This is a genomic window from Pseudomonas sp. LAIL14HWK12:I7, from assembly GCF_000483465.1.
GTDB classification, from domain to species: domain Bacteria; phylum Pseudomonadota; class Gammaproteobacteria; order Pseudomonadales; family Pseudomonadaceae; genus Aquipseudomonas; species Aquipseudomonas kermanshahensis.
In genome coordinates this window covers 69,185-91,448 of the sequence record NZ_AXYZ01000009.1, presented here as the reverse complement: position 1 = coordinate 91,448, position 22,264 = coordinate 69,185, and the positions used below count along the sequence as shown (strand labels likewise).

Here is a 22,264-nt window from a genome sequence, read left to right as displayed (position 1 = left end):
ACCAAGGTGCTTTGTTCAAGGTTTAAACGTGTTCAACAAAGGCATCGGCATACACCTGGCCTCTCGGCACCCCAGCAATGAACAGGCGCCGGGCGAAACGCTCGACACTCGCGGGCGCCCCGCATACGAGTGCCACCGTCTGTCGTGACACCATCCGCAACCCCGCCAGCGCTTCCTCCATCTGCTCCGCAAGCACCAGCTCGACGGTGACACCTACCCTGCCCTGCAACGCTTCAGCCAGGTAATGCCCGGCACTGTCCCGCGCCACATGCAGCACCCGAATCTCGCCGCGATGCCCCTGCCGCACAGCCTCACGCAAGATGCCCCACAATGGCGCAAGCCCGGTACCCGCCGCCAACATCCACAGCGGCCGCTCCTGCCAGTCCGGGTCGTAGTGCAACGCCCCGCCCCTGAGCTCGCCCAGGCGCAGCTCATCACCAACCCGCAAGCCGCGAATGCTGTCACAAAACGCCCCTGGCCGCCGGCAGTCGATATGAAACTCGAGAAAATCATCCTCACCCGGCAGGCTTGCCAACGAATATGGCCGCGCAACCGCACCGTTCCACAGCACCAGATGCTGGCCGGCCTGGTAGCGCAGGGCCCGCTCGGGCCGCAGGCGCAAGCGCAACACATCGCCAAACCAGTCCAGTGCACACACCGTCGCGGGCATGCCTTCGAGCAGCGGGTCGAACACCGCCACGCGCAGGTCATCCACCACCCGGCACTGGCACGCCAGGCGCCAGCCCTGTGCGTGCTTGTCCAGCGCCAAGGCCTCGGGCAAGGCATCCGCCGGTTGCCCGTCCAGGCAATGCACCAGGCAGGCGTGGCAACTGCCTGCGCGGCAACTGTAGGGCACATTCAAGCCCGCCGCGTTCAAGGCATCGAGCAGGTTGCTGCCGGTGGGCACCGTCCAGCGGCGCTCGCCCACACAGAGTTCAGGCATGGTCATCATTCTCCGGGTACACATCGTCACTCTAAGGCAAGCCGCTATTGGCAGCAAAAAGGATGCCCGCCACCCTGCCGACCATGGTCCAGACCACACGCAGGTGTTTCGCACGGTGAGGCGCGCTATACTGCCGCGCCTTTTTACGTCGGCCTGACCTGCCGACGCCTTGCCAGGCGTTTCGACACACAGGTGTGCAGTGTCGAAGGGCCTTTACGAATGTTCCCGTCTTTAAGAGGAGCGCGCTGCATGACCGTGATCAAGCAAGACGACCTGATTCAGAGCGTTGCCGACGCCCTGCAATTCATCTCGTACTACCACCCCGTCGATTTCATCCAGGCGATGCACGAGGCCTACCTGCGTGAAGAGTCGCCTGCCGCGCGCGACTCCATCGCCCAGATCCTGATCAACTCGCGCATGTGCGCCACCGGCCACCGCCCGATCTGCCAGGACACCGGTATCGTCACCGTGTTCGTGCGCGTCGGTATGGACGTGCGCTGGGACGGCGCCACCCTGAGCGTCGACGACATGATCAACGAAGGTGTGCGTCGCGCCTACAACCTGCCTGAGAACGTCCTGCGCGCCTCGATCCTGGCCGACCCGGCCGGTGCCCGCAAGAACACCAAGGACAACACCCCGGCCGTCATCCACTACTCGATCGTCCCTGGCGACAAGGTCGAAGTCGATGTCGCAGCCAAAGGCGGCGGCTCGGAAAACAAGTCGAAGATGGCCATGCTCAACCCGTCCGACTCGATCGTCGACTGGGTGCTGAAGACCGTTCCGACCATGGGCGCTGGCTGGTGCCCACCTGGCATGCTCGGCATCGGCATCGGCGGTACCGCCGAAAAAGCTGCGGTCATGGCCAAGGAAGTGTTGATGGAGTCCATCGACATCCATGAACTGAAAGCCCGCGGCCCGCAAAACCGCATCGAAGAGATCCGCCTGGAGCTGTTCGAGAAGGTCAACCAGCTGGGCATCGGTGCCCAGGGCCTGGGCGGCCTGACCACTGTGCTCGACGTCAAGATCATGGACTACCCGACCCACGCGGCCTCGCTGCCGGTGTGCATGATCCCGAACTGCGCTGCCACCCGTCACGCGCACTTCGTGCTCGATGGCTCCGGCCCAGCCGAGCTGGAAGCGCCGTCGCTGGACGCCTACCCAGAAATCGTCTGGGAAGCCGGCCCAAGCGCCCGCCGCGTCAACCTCGACGACATCACCCCGGAAGAAGTCGCCAGCTGGAAGCCAGGCGAGACCATCCTGCTCAACGGCAAGATGCTCACCGGCCGCGACGCTGCGCACAAGCGCATGGTCGAGATGCTCAACCGTGGCGAAGAACTGCCAGTGGACCTCAAAGGCCGCTTCATCTACTACGTCGGCCCAGTCGACCCGGTCGGTGACGAAGTGGTTGGCCCAGCCGGCCCGACCACCGCTACCCGCATGGACAAGTTCACCCGCCAGATCCTCGAGCAAACGGGCCTGCTGGGCATGATCGGCAAGTCCGAGCGTGGCCCGACCGCCATCGAAGCGATCAAGGACAACAAGGCCGTGTACCTGATGGCCGTTGGCGGCGCCGCTTACCTGGTCGCCCAGGCGATCCGCAAGTCGAAGGTCCTGGCCTTCGCCGAGCTGGGCATGGAAGCGATCTACGAGTTCGACGTGAAAGACATGCCAGTCACCGTCGCGGTGGACAGCAACGGTGAATCGGTGCACATCACCGGCCCTGCGCTGTGGCAGAGCAAGATTGCCGAAAGCCTGGCTGTTGAAGTGAAGTAATTCACCTCTGGCCTGATCGAAAACGCCCGGCATCCGCCGGGCGTTTTCATTTACAGCATCCGCCCGAACTGCTCTGGCCAGTCGCGCCGGGTAAACACCTGCCCCGCCTGCCTCACCCGCCGTACGGCCTCAAGGTCTACCTCACACATCAGCCACTGGCTGCCGACCGGGTTGAGCTGATCACTTAGCGCCACCACGCCATCCGCGGGCATCCCATGGTCCGGCGGTACGAACAACCCCGCACGCCCAATGTTCTCATCCAGCGCTGGTGACCACGGCGCCAGCCCTACCGTCGGGCTCTGCAGCACGGCAATCTGGTTTTCCAGCGCCCTTGCCTGGGCGCCGATACGCACCCGGTTGTAACCGGCTTCGGTGTCGGTGCAACTGGGGGCCAGAATCAGGTCGGCACCCGCTTCGGCCAACTGCCGGGCCAGCATCGGAAACTCGTTGTCGTAGCAGATCAGAATGCCCAGCTTGCCAAGCTTGGTCTCGAATACCTTCAGCCCCTCGCCCGGCGCGATGTCCCATTGCTCGCGCTCGAAGCGGGTCATGATCAGTTTGTCCTGATAACCCAGCACACCGTCGGGGCCAAACAGCCAGGCGCGGTTGCGATAGCGGCCATCGCTGTCCTGCACTGGCAGGCTGCCGGGTTGCAGATAGATACCCCAGCGCCGGGCAATGCGCTCGCACAAGGCCTTCCAGGGTTCGATCAACGGCTGGATACCGGCGATGGAACCCTTCAGGTCACCCCGCTGCTCCTCGCGTAGCAGCCCGCTGAGCACCAGGCCCGCGTACTCCGGCAACAGCAGCAACTGGGCGCCATCTTGCACAGCTTCGGCGCACAAGCGCTGCAGGTGGTCGACGTAAGCATCCCAGGTCTTGTGCAGTTCGATGGCGTACTGGCAGGCTGCCAGACGGATCATATCGGCAGTTCCTTGAGCCAGAACGACATGATCTTTTCAGATGTTTCCTGCTCATCCAGGTCGCGCCAGCCATAGGTGGTGCGCAAAGAGGGGTCGTGCAAAAAGCCTCGATTGCGCCAAAACCCTTGCAAGGGTTTGTAATCGGCCGGCCGCCGGGGGTGCACGCCTGGGCGCTCGACAGCACAGAAGGCGCAATAGTCGAACTCGGCGAGCTTGTGGGCATAGGACTCGCGTTCGATAAAGAAGCGCACGCCCAGGCCTTGGCCCCGGTACTCCGGCAACACGACCGATTCACCGAAGTAGTACACGCTGGCAGGGTCACGCCCTTGGGCCAGGAACGGTTGCTGGAACTCGGCGGCAACGTCCACCAGCGGCAGGCCGGTGGCGGCACCCACCACCCTGCCGGCGTCCAGCGCCAGCACCACCAGGCTGCGCCCGGAGCGGGCGTAAGTAGACAGGTAGTCGGCCTCATACTCCGGCGTGCCGTCGTAAAGGTAGGGAAACTCGCGGAACACGGTCAGGCGCAGGCGAGCGAGGTCATCGATGTAAGGCGCGATAGCGGCGCCGTGCAACAGGCGTATTTCCATGCTTGGCGGTCGTTTTGTCGATGTGGATGACGCGCTCGGCTAAGCCGGGCTTGAGGGGAAACCCTATCATCCGAACCCACGCTCCGCCTTTTCCCTACACGACAGGTATTGTTCCATGACCGCTACCGAACTGGTAAATGCATACTACGCAGCCTTCAATGCCGGTGACATGCCAGGCTTTCTCGCCCTGCTCAGCGAGGACGTGATCCACGATATCAACCAGGGCGAGCGGCAGATGGGCAAGGCCAGGTTTGCCGCGTTCATGGACAAGATGAACCGCTGCTACCGCGAGCGCCTGGCCGATATCGTGGTGATGCAGAATGCCGACGGCAGCCGGGCGGCGGCGGAGTTCACGGTGCATGGCGAATACCTCGCCGATGACGAAGGGCTACCTGCGGCCAATGGGCAGACGTATGTGCTGTCAGCGGGGGCGTTCTTCTATATTCACTGCGGCAAGATTGCCCGGGTGACCAACTACTACAACCTCAATGACTGGGTTGAGCAGGTTGGTTAAGGCTGTTCGAGCTGTGCTCCCTGTACTGGCCCTTTCGCGGGCAAGCCCGCTCCCACAGGTGCTCTACTGAACTGAAGGGCAGCAGCTACCCTGTGGGAGCGGGCTTGCCCGCGAAGGGGCCGGTTCAGGAAATGCGAGTCCCCAGCACCTTCAAAAATGCCGCCAGCCAGGCCGGGTGCGCAGGCCATGCCGGCGCAGTCACCAGGTTGCCATCCACGTGCGCCTGGTCCACCGCGATATCAATGAACGTACCGCCCGCCAAGCGTACCTCGGGTGCACACGCCGGGTAGGCACTGCACTCGCGCCCTTCCAATACGCCAGCCGCTGCCAGCAACTGAGCCCCGTGGCACACTGCGGCAATCGGCTTGCTCGCCCCGTTGAACGCCCTGACCAACTCCAGCACTTTGTCATCCAAGCGCAGGTATTCGGGGGCACGGCCACCGGGGATCAGCAGGGCGTCATAGCTTTCGGCACGCACGCGCACAAAGTCGTAGTTCAGGGCAAAGTTATGCCCCGGCTTCTCGCTGTAAGTCTGCTCACCCTCAAAGTCATGGATGGCAGTGCGCACGGTCTGGCCCGCGAGCTTCTCGGGGCACACGGCGTGCACCGTATGGCCCACCATGCTCAGGGCCTGGAACGGCACCATCGCCTCGTAATCTTCGACGTAATCGCCCACCAGCATGAGAATCTTCTTCGCCGTCATCACATCCACTCCTTCCATTGCCTGTGAACAGTCACTGCACGATAGTCGCTCTTAGTCACGGCGGTCGAGTACGTTGACCACCAGCCGGTCCAGCCACCCCCACACCCGCTGTTTCACCCGCCGCCACAGTGGCCGGGCATGCCAGTGAGCGAGGTCGACTTCTTCGCTCAAGGCGAAATCACGCTCGAAACTGGCCACCACGGCAGCGGTCAGCGGCGGGTCGAGGGCCTCGATGTTGGCCTCGAGGTTGAAGCGCAGGTTCCAGTGGTCAAAGTTGCACGAGCCGACGCTGACCCAGTCGTCCACCACGGCCATTTTCAGGTGCAGGAAACACGGCTGGTACTCGAATATCTTCACCCCGGCGCGCAACAGACGGGGGTAATAGCGATGCCCGGCATAGCGCACCGACGGGTGGTCGGTACGCGGCCCGGTCAGCAACAGGCGCACGTCCAGGCCCTTGCTGGCTGCGCGGCGCAACGAGCGGCGCACGCTCCAGGTCGGCAGAAAATACGGCGTGGCCAGCCATACCCGCTGCTTGCCGCTGTTCAGCGCACGCACCAACGCATGCAGGATGTCCTGATGCTGACGGGCGTCGGCATAGGCTACCCGGCCCATGCCCTGCCCTTGTGCCGGCACCTTGGGCAGGCGTGGCAGGCCAAAGCCTTCAGCCGGCCGCCAGGCGGTGCGGCGGTTGTTGGCGTGCCATTGGCGGTCGAACAGCAGTTGCCAGTCGGTGACCACAGGGCCTTCTATTTGCACCATCACCTCATGCCATTCGCTGGTAGCGGTGCCCGGCGTCCAGAATTCATCGGTGACACCCGTGCCGCCCACCGCCGCCCAGCGCTCGTCCACCAGCAGCAGCTTGCGGTGATCGCGGTAGAGGTTACGCAGGCCACGCTTCCAGCGCAGGCGGTTGTACCAGCGCAGGTACACGCCGGCCTCAAGCAGCCGTTGGCGCAAGGCGCTGTTGAAGGCCAGCGAACCATAGTCATCGAACAGGCAGCGCACCCGCACACCGCGCCGGGCAGCGTGTGCCAGCGCGTCGACCACCGCATCGGCGCACGCGCCCGCTTCGACCAGATACAGTTCGAGGTCGACCTGGAACTCGGCACGCGTGATCGCCTGGAGCATGCGTGGAAAGAACTCGGGGCCGTCGATCAGCAGTTCGAACTGGTTGCCATCCCGCCAGGGGAAGACCGGCCCCGGCATGTCAGCGGGCGGTAAAGATCAGCACCGCATTAACCGGTACCGATGGGTTGATGGACTTGAGCCCAGCGAACTTGCGCAAGCTCTCCAGCCCCGGCACCAGGCCAAAATCCTCGGCGCGCAGTACCAAGGGCTCCAGGGTCACCACCTGGAAGCGCCGCTCGTCCAGGCGTGTGGCCAGCAGCAAGGCGTTGTAGCTGTGGGACTGGCCATGCAGCGTCACTGTCAGTGGTAGGCGCAGTTCGATCTGCGCACCGTTGGCCAGGTCGTTGATCGGCCGCAGGTCCAGCTGTGCCTTCACCGTGGCCTCGGCGAACCGCTCGACCTCGAACAGGCCGTCGCGCATGCGCTCGTCGCGCAGCGGGATGCCACTGCTGACCGAATCCATTTCGATACGCAGGCCAGCCGCACCCTTGCGGTCCACCGTGCCATGCAGCACCAGAAAGCGATGAACTTCCGCCGTATCACCGTTTTTGCCGGTAATGAACGACAGGCGTGATGACTCGCCATCGAGGTGCCAGTTGGCATGGGCGGGAAGGCATAGGGCCAGCAATAATACGGGCAGGAGACGGGGCAACTTGAACATGACAGATCTCGTGAAACAAGACCGCAACCTTACCCGCCCGCCATCATGGCAGCAAGCGGCAGCCCTCGCGCACGCCCTGCCATGCAGCCTGGTTACGCCGGCCCAGGCCTTCAGCGGTAACGCGCCGTTGCTCGCTGCTTTCTTCAAGCAGGCTCAGCGGCAGCCACTGTTTCACGTAGGCGCGGCAGTAGGCCGGGTCGAACCCCATGACGAAGCGGCACGAGCAATACTCCTTGGCCGAATAGGCCGAAAGAATGCCCGGGAAATCCGCCAGCGCCTGGCGCGCCTGCCACGCGCTCCAGCCCAGCGACACGGCAAGCAGCGCCACAAGCACCCGCAGTGCACGCCTCATGCGCCCTCCCCGGCCAGCGCCGCCAACACACGCTTGAGCAGTTGGTCATGCTGGTAGGTGCCGTCGCGGTCATCGGCATAGCGGACAACCACCAGTTTTTGCTTAGGCAACACGTACAGCGCCTGGCCCCAATGGCCCAGCGCGGCGTAGGTGTCCGCGGGGGCATCCGGCCAGGCCTGCGCATCGTTGAGCCACCAGTGGCCACCCGGGTTGGCTTCACCCGGCACTGGCTCGGCCTGTGCAAAGGGTGTGCGATTGAAGGCCACCCAGGTTTCAGGCAGCAGCTGCCGATCACCCCAGCGCCCCTCGCGCTGCATCAGCAGGCCAATGCGCGCCAGGTCGCGGGCAGTGAGGTACAGGTACGAAGAGCCGACATAGGTATCGGCAGCATCGCGCTCCCACACCGCGCTGTGGATGCCCAGCGGCGTGAACAGCGCCTGCCAGGGGTAGTCGGGGTACTGCCCGGCATCGAGCATGCCGCGTAAGGCTGCAGCCAGCAGGTTGCTGTCACCGCTGGAATACAAAAAATGCTGCCCTGGTGTGCGGGCCGCTGGCCGCGCCGCTGTGTAGGCCGCCATGTCCCCACGGCCGCGGGTGTAGAGCATGGCCACCACGGAGGAGTTTAACGGGGCGTACTCGTAGTCTTCCTGCCAGTCCAGGCCGCTGGCCCAGTGCAGCAGGTCGGCCAGGCGCACGTCCGGGTGGGCTTGCATGGGTGGATAGAAGCGGGCGACCGGGTCCTGCAGTTGGAAGCGGCCTTCGCCTTGGGCAACACCCAACACCGTGGCCAGCACGCTCTTGCTCACGGACCAAGTGAGGTGCGCGGTATGGGCGTTTGTGGGGTGGGTGTAGCGTTCATAGAGAATGCGGCCGTCGCGGATGATCAGCAGGGCATTGGTGTGGATGCTGCGGTCAGCGGGGAAGGCGTAGGCGTCGACGGCTTGCCAGTCGAGGGGGGCAGGGTCGGTTTGCCAGTCGGGGGCTGGCCAGTGTTCGGCGCGGGCCGAGGACATGACAAGCCACAGCAGGGCCAGCAGGACCTTTTCCATCTTGAGCTCACACAGTAGGGGGCTGCGCTGCAACCCCAACATTCAAATGTTCACCCGAGTCTGCCGGCGTTTCATGACAATCCTGCAGCCGCCCAGGCCTTGGCCAGGCGCTTCTCCCGCGCGGCCGCAGCCAGCGCCATCACCCCTTGATCACGCTGCCACAATTGCGCCCACTGCTTGGGCCCAGCCAGCAACGCCTCATCAATATCAGCGCGCAGCGCCTGAAACTGCGCAAACAACCCCGCCAGCAACAAATGGCAACCCACACTGTCCGCACACTGACGGCTGCCTTCTGCACACCCGGCCAACACGCTCAGCAGGCGCAAGCGCAACACCTGCGGCCACGCACACTCCTGGCCGACGCCATACAGCCAGGCCGTCATACCGGCAAGGACGTACAGGTCTTCGAGCGAACGAAACGGTTTGACGTAGGCATCCCAGCCATCTCCGGCCAGCAATTCGCACGCCGCCTGCTCCAGGTGCAACCGGCCATGGCCGACTTCGGGCATCAGCGGCAAGGTCGGCAACGCCTCCAACGTCACCCCCGGTTCGCCCGGGTACACCACCGCCAGGTTCAAGCGTGGTGCCTCGCCTGCCGCTTCACTGCGCGCCGCCACCAGCAACCATTCCGCCTCAAGCCCGGCGGTGACGAAATCCTTGCTGCCGGTCAGGCGCAACCCGTCGATACGCATGCGCATGTCCGCCGGCCGCACGCTGCGCCGCTCGGTGGCGCACAGGGCGCCGAGGCTGGCCGGCGCGCTGGGCCAGAGCACGCGCAAGGCGGCCTGGTAACCGACGAGAAAGGCCAAGCCCGGCGTGGCCATCGCGCGCCCGCCGAGCACCGCCAGTTCGAACGGGGCAACCTGGCCAAGGCGCTCAAGCAGCGCGGCGTAGGTTTCGCCCAGGGTGCCGGCCACAGGTTGGCGCAGCGGGTCGTTGAGTCGTTGTAGCCAGGCCATCGGACGCAGCTCCTTGCAGGGGTTGAGGGCGGGTGTCACGCAAGCATCACCAAAGATTCACAGGGGTGACACCCCGTCTACCTAGGCTGACTTTGCACAACAAAGCCGACCGGCCGCAACCCTTCATGGCTGGCTTATGGAGACTCGTAATGACTCGGATCGCTCACACCGGCGACAACAGCACTGAACGCCGTCTGCAAGCCGAACGCCTGGTCGGCGCCACGGCCCTGCAGGAAGCCCAGGCCTTGCGCTACAAAGTGTTCAGCGCAGAATTCAAGGCCAAGCTCAAGGGTGCCGAACACGGTCTGGACATGGATGACTATGACCCGCACTGCCGCCACATCGGCGTGCGCGACCTGAGCACCGGCGAACTGGTCGCCACCACCCGGCTGCTCGACCACCAGGCTGCCAGCAGCCTTGGCCGTTTCTACAGCGAAGAAGAGTTCAGCCTGCACGGCCTGTTGCAGTTGCAAGGGCCGATTCTTGAACTGGGCCGCACCTGCGTGGCCGCCGAATACCGCAACGGCGGCACCATCGCCGTGCTCTGGGGCGAGTTGGCCGAAGTGCTCAACGAAGGGCGCTACAGCTACCTGATGGGGTGCGCCAGCATCCCCATGCAGGACGGTGGCGTGCAGGCCCATGCGGTCATGCAGCGCCTGCGCGAACGCTACCTGTGCAACGAGCACCTGCGCGCCGAGCCTAAAAACCCGCTGCCGAAGCTGGCCCTGCCAAACAATGTCATCGCCGAAATGCCACCGCTGCTCAAGGCCTACATGCGCCTGGGTGCGAAGATTTGCGGCGAACCCTGCTGGGATGAGGACTTCCAGGTCGCCGACGTGTTCATCCTGCTCAAGCGCGACGACCTCTGCCCACGTTACGCCCGCCACTTCAAGGCGGCGGTCTGATGCCGAAGCTGCGGGTACTCGCCCGCCTCACACGGCTGATGCTGGTGCTGCTGCTCGGCCTGCTGATGGCCAGCGTGATCGCCCTTGGCGAACGCGTAGGCTTGACGGCTTCGATCGAGCGCCGGCAACGCTGGAGCTGCTGGTTCATGAAACGCCTGGTCGCAGCCTTGCCCTTTGAGGTCAGGGTGTTAGGCGAACTGCCCAAACAGCCGATGCTGTGGGTCAGCAACCACGTCTCCTGGGCCGACATCCCGCTGCTCGGCATGCTGCTTCCGCTGTCGTTCCTGTCCAAAGCCGAGGTGCGCCACTGGCCTGTGGCCGGGTGGCTGGCAGAGAAGGCCGGCACGCTGTTCATCCGCCGCGGCGGTGGCGACAGCCAACGGCTGCGGGAGCAAATCAGTGCGCAACTGAGCGACGCCCGGCCGCTGTTGATCTTCCCCGAAGGCACCACCACCGATGGGCGCCACGTGCGCACGTTCCACGGTCGTTTGCTGGCAGGTGCCATCGACCAGGCGGTGCCGGTGCAGCCGGTGGCTATCCAGTATTTGCGTGATGGCGAGGCTGACCCGATTGCGCCGTTCATTGGCGATGATGATTTGCTGTCGCACCTGATGCGGCTGTTTGCCCAGCCGCGTGGCGAGGTGTGCATTCATCTGCTGCAGCCGATTGCCAGTGTTGGCAAGGAGCGTGCGGTGCTGGCATTGCAGGCGCAGCAGGCGATTCACATGGCGCTGTTCGGGGTTGAAGAAGTTGAAGCAGTGCCACGGCGGCAGGCGCGGGCTGCCTAGATTTTATGTGCTGTCAGTACTGGCCTTATCGCCGGCAAGCCAGCTCCCACAGGCACTCCACAGGCCTTGAAGCTGTTGCTCAACCTGTGGGAGCTGGCTTGCCGGCGATAGGGCCGGAACAGGCGAATAGAATCAGCTGCCAGACACCCGCTCGGCCAGCGCAAACGCCTGCAACTGCGGATAAAACTCGCGAAAGTCAGCCATCAACGGCTCATACAACCGCTCCAACTCAGGCATCACGCCAGCCATCCCCTCCGGCCGCGACAACCGCCGCGCAATGCCGTTGAACACCTGCTCCAGCGTCGCAAAATCGCCATACGCCCCCAGCCAGTCATCGGCCGCCATGAACGGTGCAATGCGCGCCAGGCGCCCGGGCAACTCAGGCTCCGCCAGCAACACCCGATAGAAATCACCGGTGAACTGCGCCAACGGCTGCTGGGCATAGTCAGCCCAATGCCGCGCCAGGCAATGATCGAAAAACACATCCAGGACAATGCCGGCAAACCGCCGCCGCTGAACAGGGAACCGCGCCAGCGCGGCCAGCACCAGCGGATGACGGTCGGTGTAGCTGTCAATATGCCGGTGCAGCCGGATAGCGGCTTCCAGCGCCGGAGGAAAGCGCCCTTCCAGCGAGCCCTTGACGAAATCGCCATACAGGCTGCCGAGCAATTGCTGCGGCGCGGGGCCGCCGAGGTGCAAGTGTGCGAGGTAGTTCATGGCGTCAGTCTAGCACCGCCAACGCCTATATCGTCATAACGCGATATAGCGATTGGTGCTCAGCTCAGAACCTCTTCATATTTGTATATCGCGAAATACCGATTTACAGTCCCCCTATCGCAATCGACCGCTTCACCATGAGCCACACCCCATGCCCCTCGATCTAGACGACATAATAAAAGCCCTGGCCCACCCGGTCCGGCGAGAAATCCTCGACTGGCTGAAGGACCCGGCAACGCAGTTTCCTGACCAGCACCACAGCACCGAACACGGTGTCTGTGCCGGGCAGATCGACCAACGCTGCGGCCTGTCGCAGTCGACCGTCTCTGCTCACCTGGCCATCTTGCAGCGCGCCGGCCTGATCAGCAGCCAGAAGATCGGCCAATGGCACTTCTTCAAACGCAATGAGGAGACCATTCAGGCCTTCCTCGCACAGTTGAGCCAAGCGCTCTGAAAAGGAAACCGCATGACTACGCTCTTCGACCCGATCACGCTGGGCGACCTGCAACTGCCCAACCGCATCATCATGGCCCCGCTGACCCGCTGCCGCGCCGATGAAGGCCGGGTGCCCAACGCACTGATGGCCGAGTACTACGTGCAACGGGCCAGCGCCGGGCTGATCCTCAGTGAGGCGACGTCGGTCTCGGCGATGGGGGTCGGCTACCCAGACACCCCAGGCATCTGGAACGACGAACAGGTGCGTGGCTGGAACAATGTCACCAAGGCCGTGCATGGCGCCGGCGGGCGCATCTTCCTGCAACTGTGGCATGTGGGCCGCATTTCTCACCCCAGCTACCTGAACGGCGAACTGCCGGTGGCCCCCAGCGCGATCCAGCCCAAGGGCCATGTCAGCCTGGTGCGCCCGCTCAGCGACTACCCGACCCCGCGTGCGCTGGAAACCGAAGAGATCGGCGACATCGTCGAGGCCTACCGCAGCGGCGCCGAAAACGCCAAGGCCGCAGGTTTCGATGGTGTGGAGATCCACGGTGCCAATGGCTACCTGCTTGATCAGTTCCTGCAAAGCAGCACCAACCAGCGCACCGACCGCTACGGTGGCTCGCTGGAAAACCGCGCACGCTTGCTGCTGGAAGTCACTGACGCCGCCATTGAAGTGTGGGGGGCCAACCGCGTAGGTGTGCACCTGGCGCCGCGTGCCGATTCACACGACATGGGCGACGCTGACCGTGCCGAAACCTTTACCTACGTGGCACGCGAATTGGGCAAGCGCGGCATTGCCTTCATCTGCTCGCGGGAGAAGGAAGCGGACGACAGCATCGGCACGCTGATCAAAGAGGCCTTTGGTGGCCCGTACATCGTCAACGAGCGCTTCACCAAGGCCACTGCCAATGCCGCGCTGGCCACTGGCAAGGCGGATGCCGTGGCGTTCGGTGTGCCGTTCATTGCCAACCCGGACCTGCCAGCGCGCCTGGCAGCGGATGCGCCCTTGAACCAGGCACACCCGGAAACCTTCTATAGCAAGGGGCCGGTGGGGTATATCGACTACCCACGGATGTGATCGGGTAGGCGCGGCCTTGTGCTTAAAGAGGCCGGTGCAGGCTTGCACGTAACGGTTATGCCTGCACTGGCCTCTTCGCAGCACAAGGCTGCTCCTACAGGGCACGCGGGGTCTTCAGGGGCGCGCTTTGATCTGCTGCTGCAGGTTCTGGATCTGGCTCTGCAGCGTGTTGATGCTGCGGGTGGTCTGCCCGCGGAAGGCATCGAACTCCTGCACCGAGGCACCGCCCGACGACGCCGCCGGGCGATTGTCGACCTGGCTCTTCAACACCAGCATGTCCTGCTCCAGGCTCTGGATCGCCGCACTCGGGTTACCCTGCTTTTTCAGCGCCGCCACCTCGTCGCTCAGGTTCTTGAGCTGCCCATCGAGCTTGCCGCCATCGACCTGGCCTGACTTCAGCGCCGCCAGCTCGCCATTCACGGCCTTCAATTGCGCCTGCAACTGGGTCTGCAGTTCGGTCACGGCTTTCTGCTGTTCGCGGGTATCGGCCAGCACCTGCTCCAGGCGCTTGCCCAGGTCACCGGCCTGCCCCGCTACACCCTGCTGCTGCTTGCCCTGCTCGGCCAGGCTGGCCTGCAGTTGGCGGATCTGCAGCTTCAGCGCCTCACTGCCGGTGCTGGTCGTCGACTCGCTGGCATCGACCTTGCCGCTGATGACCTGCAGGCGCCCCGCCGCTTCTTCGCTGATGCGCGCAAAGCTTTCCTGGGTGGCCACCAGTTGCTGCTCCATCAGCGAGATCTGCTGAAAGCTCCACCAGCCAAGGCCGGCCAAGGCAATGAACGAGGCCACCAGCAGCGCCCACAGCGGGCCTGTGCTGGCCGGCCTTGCGGCCTTCTGGCGGCTGCGCGAAACGCGCGCTGGCAACAGCTCGTCATCATCAGGGGTACCGGCACGCAGGGCTGGCACATCATCGAAATCGTCGTGGGCATCGTTGCGCATGGATTAATTCAACCGCGGTAGTAGCAAAGAGACATGAGTATAAGCCGCTCGTGCGGCGCACTGATGACCATCATCCCTGCGCCAGGTTCACTGGCCAAGTGGCTGATGCTTCCACCAACCGCAGAATTCATCCAGGGCCGTCCACAGGCTGACCTTGGGCTGGTAGTCCAGGTACTGCCGTGCGCGGCTGATGTCCAAGGTGAAATCGCGGCTCATCACCTGCATGCCCATGCGCGACAAGGTGGGCTGCGGCCGCCCCGGCCAGAGCATGCACGCCGCTTCGTTGAGCGCCGCCAGGCTGTAGGCCAGGCCGTAGGAGCGGTACCGGGTCACTTGCGGCAATTGCATCTGGCGCATCACGTAGTTGACTACATCCCACAGTGGCAACGGGTGGCCATTGCTGATGTTGTAGGCTTGGCCCAGGGCGCGGTCGTCGGCGAACAGGGCACTGAGCAACGCCTCGTTGAGGTTGTGCACGCTGGTGAAGTCGACCTTGTTCAGGCCGTTGCCGATGATCGCCACGCGGCCCTTGCGTTGCATCTGCATCAGCCGCGGGAAAATACTGGCATCGCCAGCCCCAGTGACGAAGCGCGGACGCAGCGCCAGCACCTCCAGGCCGAACTCCTGGGCACCGAACACCTTCTGCTCGGCCAGGTGCTTGGTCAGCGCATAGTGATCGTGGAAGCGGCGCGGCACCTGGTCCTCACGGATGTCCAGGCGCGAACGGCCATTGAAGTAGATCGACGGCGACGACAAATGCACCAGGCGCCGCACATGCTCCTTCAGGCAACCCTCGACCACGTTTTCGGTGACCACCACGTTGCCCTGGTAAAAATCCTGGTAGCGCCCCCAGTTGCCCACCGCGCCTGCGCAGTGCACCACCGCTTCAACGCCCTGGCACAGGCGCCGGGCCAGCTCGGCATCGCCCAGGTCGCCGGGGATGAACTGCGCGCCGCGCTTGACCAGGTGCTCGACACCTTCGGCACGTCGGCCGCTGACCCGCACGTCCAAGCCCTGCTCCAGGGCAACGCGCGCAAAGCGCCCGCCGATGAAGCCGCTCGCGCCGGTGACCAGAATTCGCATGTAAGACTCCGCCTTGCCAGATTTCAGATGCAACTGACGCCGGCCGTGGCTACAAGGGCACCAGCCATTGCCGTGCCGTGTGCCGCAGGTGATCGGTCAGTTGCGCGAGCAGTTGCCCGCCATTGCGCCAATGATGCCAGTACAGCGGCACATCGATGGGAGTATCGGCGCATATTTCCACCAATTGCCCGCTGGACAGCTGCTCGCGCGCCTGCAATTCAGGCACCAGCCCCCAGCCCAACCCCGCCTCGGTCATGCGCAGGAACCCTTCGGACGAAGGGCACAAGTGGTGCAGGAAGCCGTCCTCGATGCCCAGCGATGCCAGGTAGCGGTGTTGCAGGAAGTCGTCCGGGCCGTACACGATCGCGGGCGTGCGTGCCAAGCGCTTGACCTCGAACCCACGGGGGAAATGCCGCGCCATGAACACCGGGCTGGCCAGTGCACGGTAGCGCATCGCGCCCAGCGGCAGGCTGCGCGCGCCAGCCACTGGCCGCTCGCTGCCACACAGGCAGGCCGCCACTTCACCGGCACGCATGCGCTTAAGGCCGACTTCCTGATCCTCCACCACCAGATCGGTGAGCACGTTCTGTTCGGCACAGAACCGGCCGACCGCGCCCGCCCACCAGGTGGCCAGGCTGTCGGCGTTAAGGGCAATCCGCAAACGCTCCGGCATGCCCTCCTCGTCCAGCGCAGGCACCTGGCGTTGCAGGTCGCGCTCTAGCAGACGCACCTGCTGCACATGGTTGAGCAGCTGGCGCCCGACCTCGGTGGGGCTCGGTGGCGTGGCCCGCACCAGCACCGGCTGGCCAACCCGTGCTTCGAGCAGCTTGATGCGCTGGGAAATGGCCGATTGCGAGAGCCCCAGCACCTGCGCCGCACGCTCGAAGCCGCCTTGCTCGATCACCGCCGCAAGGGCGGCCAGCAGCTTGTAGTCGAACATCGATATTCCTAATGCCTGATCAGCTTTATTTGTTTTTCTTATACAGCGCCAATCACCACAATAGCCAGCATCGTTTATGGCTCATTTTCTGGAGTACACCGCCATGTGGCAAAGCTATTTGAACGGCATGCTGGTGGCCTTCGGCCTGATCATGGCCATCGGCGCGCAGAACGCCTTCGTCCTCGCGCAAAGCCTGCGCCGCGAGCACCACCTGCCGGTGGCGGCCCTGTGCATCGTCTGCGACGCCCTGCTGGTCGCTGCCGGGGTGTTCGGCCTGGCCACGGTACTGGCGCACAACCCGACCCTGCTGGCCATCGCCCGTTGGGGCGGCGCGGTGTTCCTGCTCTGGTACGGCGCCAAGGCGCTGCGCAGCGCCTGCTCCAAGCAGAGCCTGCAGCACCAGCAAGGCCAGGGCATGCGCTCGCGCCGCGCGGTGTTGCTCAGTGCGCTGGCGGTGACCCTGCTCAACCCCCATGTGTACCTCGACACCGTGCTGCTGATCGGCTCGCTCGGTGCCCAGCAGACAGTGCCCGGGGCCTATGTGGCGGGGGCGGCCAGTGCTTCGCTGCTGTGGTTCTCGACCTTGGCGATCGGTGCGGCCTGGCTGGCACCGTGGCTGGCGCGGCCAGCGACCTGGCGGATGCTCGACCTGATGGTGGCGGTGATGATGTTCGCGGTGGCGGCGCAGCTGATTTTTAGCTGAATGCGCAAGTGCTTGGCACAGCAGTTTCAGCGCCTGGGAGATCGAGCGCCGCCCGCGCGGCGCTTCGCAGCACAAGGCTGCTCCTACATTTTTTCGGGCCAATTATTCCTGGGGCTAACGCGCGCAAATGCCACAGGCCTCACTGGACCGAAACAAATGTGGGAGCAGCCTTGTGCTGCGAAGCGCCGCGCGGGCGGCGCTCGATCTCACAGGCGATACAAACGCCGCGGCAAACACCACTGGTCGGCACCGGCCAACCGCTCTGGAACCTCTATTCCCTATCTTTGTTGCGTGGTTATGCGCCGGGCCCGGTGCTATGATCCAGCCCTCGCGTCGCAAAGAGTACAAACTCGCCGACGTTGATCGGGCCGCCCGTGATCGGCCTTGCGCAAACCGCAAATAGACCTGAATCAGGAGATCCACCATGGCTTTTGAATTGCCGCCGCTGCCGTACGCCCACGATGCCCTGCAGCCGCACATCTCCAAGGAAACCCTGGAGTATCACCACGACAAGCACCACAACACCTATGTCGTGAACCTGAACAACCTGGTCCCAGGCACCGAATTCGAAGGCAAGACCCTGGAAGAGATCGTCAAGACCTCTTCGGGCGGTATCTTCAACAACGCCGCTCAAGTCTGGAACCACACCTTCTACTGGAACTGCCTGGCGCCTAACGCCGGTGGTCAACCGACCGGTGCCCTGGCCGAAGCCATCAACGCCGCTTTCGGTTCCTTCGACAAGTTCAAGGAAGAGTTCACCAAGACTTCCGTCGGCACCTTCGGCTCCGGCTGGGGCTGGCTGGTGAAGAAAGCTGACGGTTCCCTGGCCCTGGCCAGCACCATCGGCGCCGGCAACCCGCTGACCAATGGCGACACCCCGCTGCTGACCTGCGACGTCTGGGAACACGCCTACTACATCGACTACCGCAACGTGCGTCCGAAGTATGTCGAGGCGTTCTGGAACCTGGTCAACTGGGCTTTCGTTGCCGAACAGTTCGAAGGCAAGACCTTCAAGGCCTGATGCATATCCAGCCTTGAACGAAGAACCCGGCCTTGGTGCCGGGTTTTTTTATGGGCCTGTAACAGCCTCTTGCTCAGCACGGATTGCACGCTAACATCAAACCTCTGGAAACTTGATACAGCGCACTCAAGTTGCAGGGCCAGGCGACCGATATACTGCCCAGGACAACCCCGCTTCTCGCGCTGTGTCCGTGGCACACCGGCCGATAGTGTATTGGTTTCATTGATGGCAAAATGATGCCATGCGCATGATTAAGGAAACCCCATTGAAGCTGGAATTGCGGAACAGCTTGTCGGTCAAGTTGCTCAGGGTCGTGCTGCTGTCGGCGCTCGCAGTGGGCGTCGTGCTCAGTTGTGCGCAAATCGTCTACGACACCTACAAGACCCGCCAGGCTGTCGACAACGATGCCCAGCGCATCCTCGACATGTTCCGTGACCCCTCTACCCAGGCGGTGTACAGCCTTGACCGGGAGATGGGCATGCAGGTGATGGAAGGCCTGTTCCAGGACGAATCGGTGCGCATGGCGTCCATCGGCCACCCCAATGAAACCATGCTGGCCGAAAAGTCCCGCCCGCTGCAGGACATGTCCATGCGCTGGCTGACCGACCTGATCCTCGGCCAGGAACGCACCTACACCACCCAACTGGTCGGCCGCGGCCCCTACAGCGAATACTACGGCGACCTGAGCATCACCCTCGACACCTCGTCGTACGGCGAAGATTTTTTGATCAACGCTGTGATCATCTTCATCTCCGGCGTGCTGCGCGCCCTGGCCATGGGCCTGGTGTTGTACCTGGTCTACCACTGGCTGCTGACCAAGCCACTGTCGAAAATCATCGAGCACCTTACCCAGATCAACCCCGATCGCCCCAGCCAGCACCAGATCCCGCTGCTCAAGGGCCACGAGAAAAACGAACTGGGCCTGTGGGTGAACACGGCCAACCAGCTGCTCGCCTCCATCGAGCGCAATACCCACCTGCGCCACGAGGCCGAGAACAGCCTGCAACGCATGGCCCAATACGACTTCCTCACCGGCCTGCCCAACCGCCAGCAACTGCAGCAACAGCTGGACAAGATCCTTGTCGATGGCGGCCGCCTGCAGCATCGCGTCGCAGTGCTGTGCGTAGGCCTGGACGATTTCAAGGGCATCAACGAGCAGTTCAGCTACCAGGTCGGTGACCAGTTGCTGCTGGCCCTGGCCGACCGCCTGCGCGCCCACAGTGGCCGCCTGGGGGCGCTGGCGCGGTTGGGTGGCGACCAGTTCGCCCTGGTTCAGGCCAACATCGAGCAGCCGTATGAGGCTGCCGAGCTGGCCCAGAGCATCCTCGATGACCTGGAGGTGCCCTTCGACCTCGACCATCAGCAGATCCGCCTGCGTGCCACCATCGGCATCACCCTGTTCCCAGAAGACGGCGACAGCACCGAGAAGCTGCTGCAAAAAGCCGAACAGACCATGACCCTGGCCAAGGCCCGCTCACGCAATCGTTATCAGTTCTACATCGCCAGCGTCGACAGTGAAATGCGCCGCCGCCGCGAGCTGGAAAAAGATCTGCGCGAAGCCCTGCCGCGCAATCAGCTGTACCTGGTGTATCAGCCGCAGATCAGCTACCGCGACCACCGCGTGGTTGGCGTCGAGGCCCTGCTGCGCTGGCAACACCCGGAGCTGGGCATGGTCCCGCCCGACCAGTTCATCCCGCTGGCCGAGCAGAACGGCAACATCATCACCATCGGCGAATGGGTACTCGACCAGGCCTGCCGGCAGCTGCGCGAATGGCACGACCTGGGCTTCAGCGACCTGCGCATGGCGGTCAACCTGTCGACCGTGCAGTTGCACCACAGCGAACTGCCACGCGTGGTCAACAACCTGCTGCAGGCCTACCGCCTGCCGCCGCGCAGCCTGGAGCTGGAAGTGACCGAGACCGGCCTGATGGAAGACATCAGCACCGCCGCCCAGCACCTGCTCAGCCTGCGCCGCTCCGGGGCACTGATCGCCATTGACGACTTCGGTACCGGCTACTCTTCGCTCAGCTACCTGAAGTCGTTGCCGCTGGACAAGATCAAGATCGACAAGAGCTTCGTCCAGGACCTGCTCGACGACGATGACGACGCCACCATCGTGCGCGCCATCATCCAGCTGGGCAAAAGCCTGGGCATGCAGGTTATCGCTGAAGGCGTGGAAACCGCCGAGCAGGAGACCTACATCATCGCCCAGGGTTGCCACGAGGGTCAGGGCTACCACTACAGCAAGCCACTGTCGGCCCGCGAGCTGACCAGTTACCTCAAGCAGGCACAGCGCAATCAGGTGTCCATGCTGTAGCCCTGGCGGCCCCGGTTACAGGCCGTGACGGGCATTTACATGAATTGCGCGCTCGCCTCTTTACAGCAAATGCAAATCTTTCGCATGATGTTGCGGTTTCGCGTGCCATGGCGCACGGTCCAACCACACGACGCAGGGAAACCAACAATGATTCGAATGCCTCTGGCCTCCGCCAGTCTGCTGGCCATCGCCATCGCGCTCGCCGGATGTGGCGAAAAGGATGACAAGGCCGCTGCTCCGCAAGCTCAAGCGCCTGCTGCCGCCAGCACCACCGCCGCCGCGCCTGGGGCTGTCGATGAAGCGGCCGGCAAGGCCGTGGTCAAGCATTACGCCGACATGGTCTTCGCCGTGTACAGCGACTCGCTGAGCACCGCCAAGGCCCTGCAGACGGCTGTCGACGCGTTCCTGGCCAAGCCCAACGACGAAACCCTGAAAGCCGCCAAGGACGCCTGGGCCGCCTCGCGCGTACCTTACCTGCAGAGCGAAGCCTTCCGCTTTGGCAACACCATCATCGACGACTGGGAAGGCCAAGTTAACGCCTGGCCCCTGGACGAAGGCCTGATCGACTACGTCGACAAGAGCTACGAGCACGCCCTGGGCAACCCGGCGGCCAGCGCCAACATCATCGCCAACACCGAGATCCAGGTCGGCGAAGAGAAGGTCGACGTCAAGGACATCACCCCAGAGAAGCTGGCCAGCCTGAACGAGCTGGGCGGTTCCGAAGCCAACGTCGCCACCGGCTACCACGCCATCGAATTCCTGCTCTGGGGCCAGGACCTGAACGGCACCGGCCCAGGTGCCGGCAACCGCCCTGCTTCCGACTACCTGGAAGGCAACGGTGCCACTGGCGGCCACAACGACCGCCGTCGTGCCTACCTGAAGGCGGCCACCGACCTGCTGGTCAAGGACCTCGAAGAGATGGTCGGCAACTGGGCACCGAACGTTGCCGACAACTACCGCGCCACCCTGGAAGCCGAGCCGGTCAACGACGGCCTGCGCAAGATGCTGTTCGGCATGGGCAGCCTGTCGCTGGGCGAACTGGCGGGCGAGCGCATGAAGGTCTCGCTGGAAGCCAACTCGCCTGAAGACGAGCAAGACTGCTTCAGCGACAACACCCACTACTCGCACTTCTACGACGCCAAGGGTATCCGCAACGTCTACCTGGGCGAGTACACCCGCCCGGATGGCACCAAACTGACCGGCCCGAGCCTGTCGTCGCTGGTGGCCAAGGTTGACCCGGCTACCGACGCCACCCTGAAGGCCGACCTGGAAGCCACCGAAGCGAAGATCCAGGTGATCGTCGACCACGCCCTGAAAGGCGAGCACTACGACCAACTGATCGCTGCCGACAACGCCGCTGGCAACCAAGTCGTGCGTGACGCCATCGCCTCGCTGGTCAAGCAGACCGGCGCGATCGAACAGGCTGCAGGCAAGCTGGGCATTGCCAACCTGAACCCGGACACTGCGGATCACGAGTTCTGATTCGGCTGTAGCGGTTCTGATAAAGGCGACCTTCGGGTCGCCTTTTTTGCTTCTGGCCCTTTCGCGGGTAAACCCGCTCCCACTAGGACGGCGTAATTCCTGAGATCTGTGTGGGAGCGGGTTTACCCGCGAAGAGGCCGGCACAGGCAACAGATGTAGCTGACACTGATTTCATCCAGCAATTGCAAATTGCTCTTATTCAAACATCCCCACTTTGCTAAGCTTGCACGCCGGTTTTTCGCTCACGCCCAGGATCCT

Annotated in this window: 23 protein-coding genes; 10 read left to right on the top strand and 13 right to left on the bottom strand. The window is 63.7% G+C overall.

Translation table 11 applies throughout. The features are described 5' to 3' along the window. Positions 1-22: 22 nt before the first annotated feature. Positions 23-943, bottom strand: a complete 921-nt coding sequence (locus D886_RS0111495) for an iron-sulfur-binding ferredoxin reductase (protein WP_027594071.1) — start codon at positions 941-943, stop codon at positions 23-25. 249 nt (positions 944-1,192) lie between these two features. Between D886_RS0111495 and D886_RS0111490 the strand changes: the two genes are divergently transcribed. Continuing rightward, positions 1,193-2,716: a fumarate hydratase gene (locus D886_RS0111490; RefSeq protein WP_027594070.1), complete on the top strand. Its 1,524-nt coding sequence runs from the start codon at positions 1,193-1,195 to the stop codon at positions 2,714-2,716. 50 nt (positions 2,717-2,766) lie between these two features. Here the strand turns inward: D886_RS0111490 and D886_RS0111485 are convergent, their stop codons facing one another. Together D886_RS0111485 and D886_RS0111480 are read right to left on the bottom strand one after the other, a co-directional pair. Continuing rightward, complete coding sequence (locus D886_RS0111485) at positions 2,767-3,639, bottom strand: carbon-nitrogen hydrolase family protein (RefSeq protein ID WP_027594069.1); 873 nt, start codon at positions 3,637-3,639, stop codon at positions 2,767-2,769. Then, positions 3,636-4,226: a GNAT family N-acetyltransferase gene (locus D886_RS0111480; protein WP_027594068.1), complete on the bottom strand. Its 591-nt coding sequence runs from the start codon at positions 4,224-4,226 to the stop codon at positions 3,636-3,638. Before D886_RS0111480 ends, D886_RS0111485 begins: the two co-directional genes overlap by 4 nt. Positions 4,227-4,341: 115 nt before the next feature. Here D886_RS0111480 and D886_RS0111475 point away from each other — a divergent pair, with 115 nt between their 5' ends. Next, complete coding sequence (locus tag D886_RS0111475; protein ID WP_027594067.1) at positions 4,342-4,740, top strand: nuclear transport factor 2 family protein; 399 nt, start codon at positions 4,342-4,344, stop codon at positions 4,738-4,740. A gap of 124 nt (positions 4,741-4,864) precedes the next feature. On the opposite strand, the gene D886_RS0111470 is transcribed toward D886_RS0111475, so the two are convergent. From D886_RS0111470 to D886_RS0111445, 6 genes are all read right to left on the bottom strand, one after another. Further along, entirely contained in the window at positions 4,865-5,446 is a 582-nt protein-coding gene (locus tag D886_RS0111470; RefSeq protein ID WP_177323891.1) for a DJ-1/PfpI family protein, read from the bottom strand. Positions 5,447-5,494: 48 nt separating this feature from the next. Further along, the gene (locus D886_RS0111465; RefSeq protein WP_027594065.1) at positions 5,495-6,652 is read right to left on the bottom strand and encodes a phosphatidylserine/phosphatidylglycerophosphate/cardiolipin synthase family protein; all 1,158 of its coding nucleotides are present in this window, start codon (positions 6,650-6,652) and stop codon (positions 5,495-5,497) included. A gap of 1 nt (position 6,653) precedes the next feature. Then, positions 6,654-7,235 carry a YceI family protein gene (locus D886_RS0111460; RefSeq protein ID WP_027594064.1) on the bottom strand — a complete coding sequence of 194 codons (582 nt, stop codon included), beginning with the start codon at positions 7,233-7,235 and terminating at the stop codon, positions 6,654-6,656. A 43-nt stretch (positions 7,236-7,278) separates the two neighbouring features. Next, a complete protein-coding gene (locus D886_RS0111455; protein WP_027594063.1) occupies positions 7,279-7,587 on the bottom strand; it encodes a hypothetical protein in 309 nt (102 codons plus the stop codon). After that, on the bottom strand, positions 7,584-8,636 hold the full coding sequence (locus D886_RS0111450) for a serine hydrolase (RefSeq protein WP_027594062.1): 1,053 nt from the start codon (positions 8,634-8,636) through the stop codon (positions 7,584-7,586). Before D886_RS0111450 ends, D886_RS0111455 begins: the two co-directional genes overlap by 4 nt. Positions 8,637-8,707: 71 nt before the next feature. Then, a complete protein-coding gene (locus D886_RS0111445; RefSeq protein ID WP_027594061.1) occupies positions 8,708-9,595 on the bottom strand; it encodes an acyl-CoA dehydrogenase in 888 nt (295 codons plus the stop codon). Positions 9,596-9,744: 149 nt separating this feature from the next. On the opposite strand from D886_RS0111445, the gene olsB reads away from it, so the two are divergent. Next, positions 9,745-10,500, top strand: coding sequence for an L-ornithine N(alpha)-acyltransferase (gene olsB / locus D886_RS0111440; protein WP_027594060.1), 756 nt, complete (start codon positions 9,745-9,747; stop codon positions 10,498-10,500). Next, positions 10,500-11,288 (top strand): lysophospholipid acyltransferase family protein, encoded by a 789-nt coding sequence (locus D886_RS0111435; protein ID WP_027594059.1) that lies wholly within the window; start codon positions 10,500-10,502, stop codon positions 11,286-11,288. The genes olsB and D886_RS0111435 overlap by 1 nt, the downstream gene beginning before the upstream one ends. Positions 11,289-11,420: 132 nt before the next feature. Here D886_RS0111435 and D886_RS0111430 read toward each other — a convergent pair whose 3' ends face one another. Continuing rightward, positions 11,421-12,005 (bottom strand): ACP phosphodiesterase, encoded by a 585-nt coding sequence (locus tag D886_RS0111430; RefSeq protein ID WP_027594058.1) that lies wholly within the window; start codon positions 12,003-12,005, stop codon positions 11,421-11,423. A gap of 151 nt (positions 12,006-12,156) precedes the next feature. On the opposite strand from D886_RS0111430, the gene D886_RS0111425 reads away from it, so the two are divergent. Continuing rightward, positions 12,157-12,459: a helix-turn-helix transcriptional regulator gene (locus tag D886_RS0111425; RefSeq protein WP_027594057.1), complete on the top strand. Its 303-nt coding sequence runs from the start codon at positions 12,157-12,159 to the stop codon at positions 12,457-12,459. 12 nt (positions 12,460-12,471) lie between these two features. Next, positions 12,472-13,521 carry an alkene reductase gene (locus tag D886_RS0111420; protein ID WP_027594056.1) on the top strand — a complete coding sequence of 350 codons (1,050 nt, stop codon included), beginning with the start codon at positions 12,472-12,474 and terminating at the stop codon, positions 13,519-13,521. Positions 13,522-13,635: 114 nt separating this feature from the next. On the opposite strand, the gene D886_RS0111415 is transcribed toward D886_RS0111420, so the two are convergent. The 3 genes from D886_RS0111415 to D886_RS0111405 form a co-directional block, all read right to left on the bottom strand. Then, positions 13,636-14,460, bottom strand: a complete 825-nt coding sequence (locus D886_RS0111415) for an ATPase (RefSeq protein ID WP_027594055.1) — start codon at positions 14,458-14,460, stop codon at positions 13,636-13,638. An 87-nt stretch (positions 14,461-14,547) separates the two neighbouring features. Continuing rightward, positions 14,548-15,543, bottom strand: a complete 996-nt coding sequence (locus D886_RS0111410) for an NAD(P)-dependent oxidoreductase (protein WP_027594054.1) — start codon at positions 15,541-15,543, stop codon at positions 14,548-14,550. 49 nt (positions 15,544-15,592) lie between these two features. Next, positions 15,593-16,489 carry a LysR family transcriptional regulator ArgP gene (locus D886_RS0111405; RefSeq protein WP_172960427.1) on the bottom strand — a complete coding sequence of 299 codons (897 nt, stop codon included), beginning with the start codon at positions 16,487-16,489 and terminating at the stop codon, positions 15,593-15,595. A gap of 97 nt (positions 16,490-16,586) precedes the next feature. Here D886_RS0111405 and D886_RS0111400 point away from each other — a divergent pair, with 97 nt between their 5' ends. The 4 genes from D886_RS0111400 to D886_RS0111385 all read left to right on the top strand — a co-directional run bounded on the left by D886_RS0111400 (position 16,587) and on the right by D886_RS0111385 (position 22,006). Further along, positions 16,587-17,186: a LysE/ArgO family amino acid transporter gene (locus D886_RS0111400; RefSeq protein WP_027594052.1), complete on the top strand. Its 600-nt coding sequence runs from the start codon at positions 16,587-16,589 to the stop codon at positions 17,184-17,186. A 424-nt stretch (positions 17,187-17,610) separates the two neighbouring features. Continuing rightward, complete coding sequence (locus D886_RS0111395; protein ID WP_027594051.1) at positions 17,611-18,207, top strand: superoxide dismutase; 597 nt, start codon at positions 17,611-17,613, stop codon at positions 18,205-18,207. A 265-nt stretch (positions 18,208-18,472) separates the two neighbouring features. Next, positions 18,473-20,524, top strand: coding sequence for a bifunctional diguanylate cyclase/phosphodiesterase (locus D886_RS0111390; RefSeq protein WP_027594050.1), 2,052 nt, complete (start codon positions 18,473-18,475; stop codon positions 20,522-20,524). Positions 20,525-20,671: 147 nt separating this feature from the next. After that, positions 20,672-22,006 (top strand): imelysin family protein, encoded by a 1,335-nt coding sequence (locus D886_RS0111385; RefSeq protein WP_027594049.1) that lies wholly within the window; start codon positions 20,672-20,674, stop codon positions 22,004-22,006. Positions 22,007-22,264: the final 258 nt, after the last annotated feature.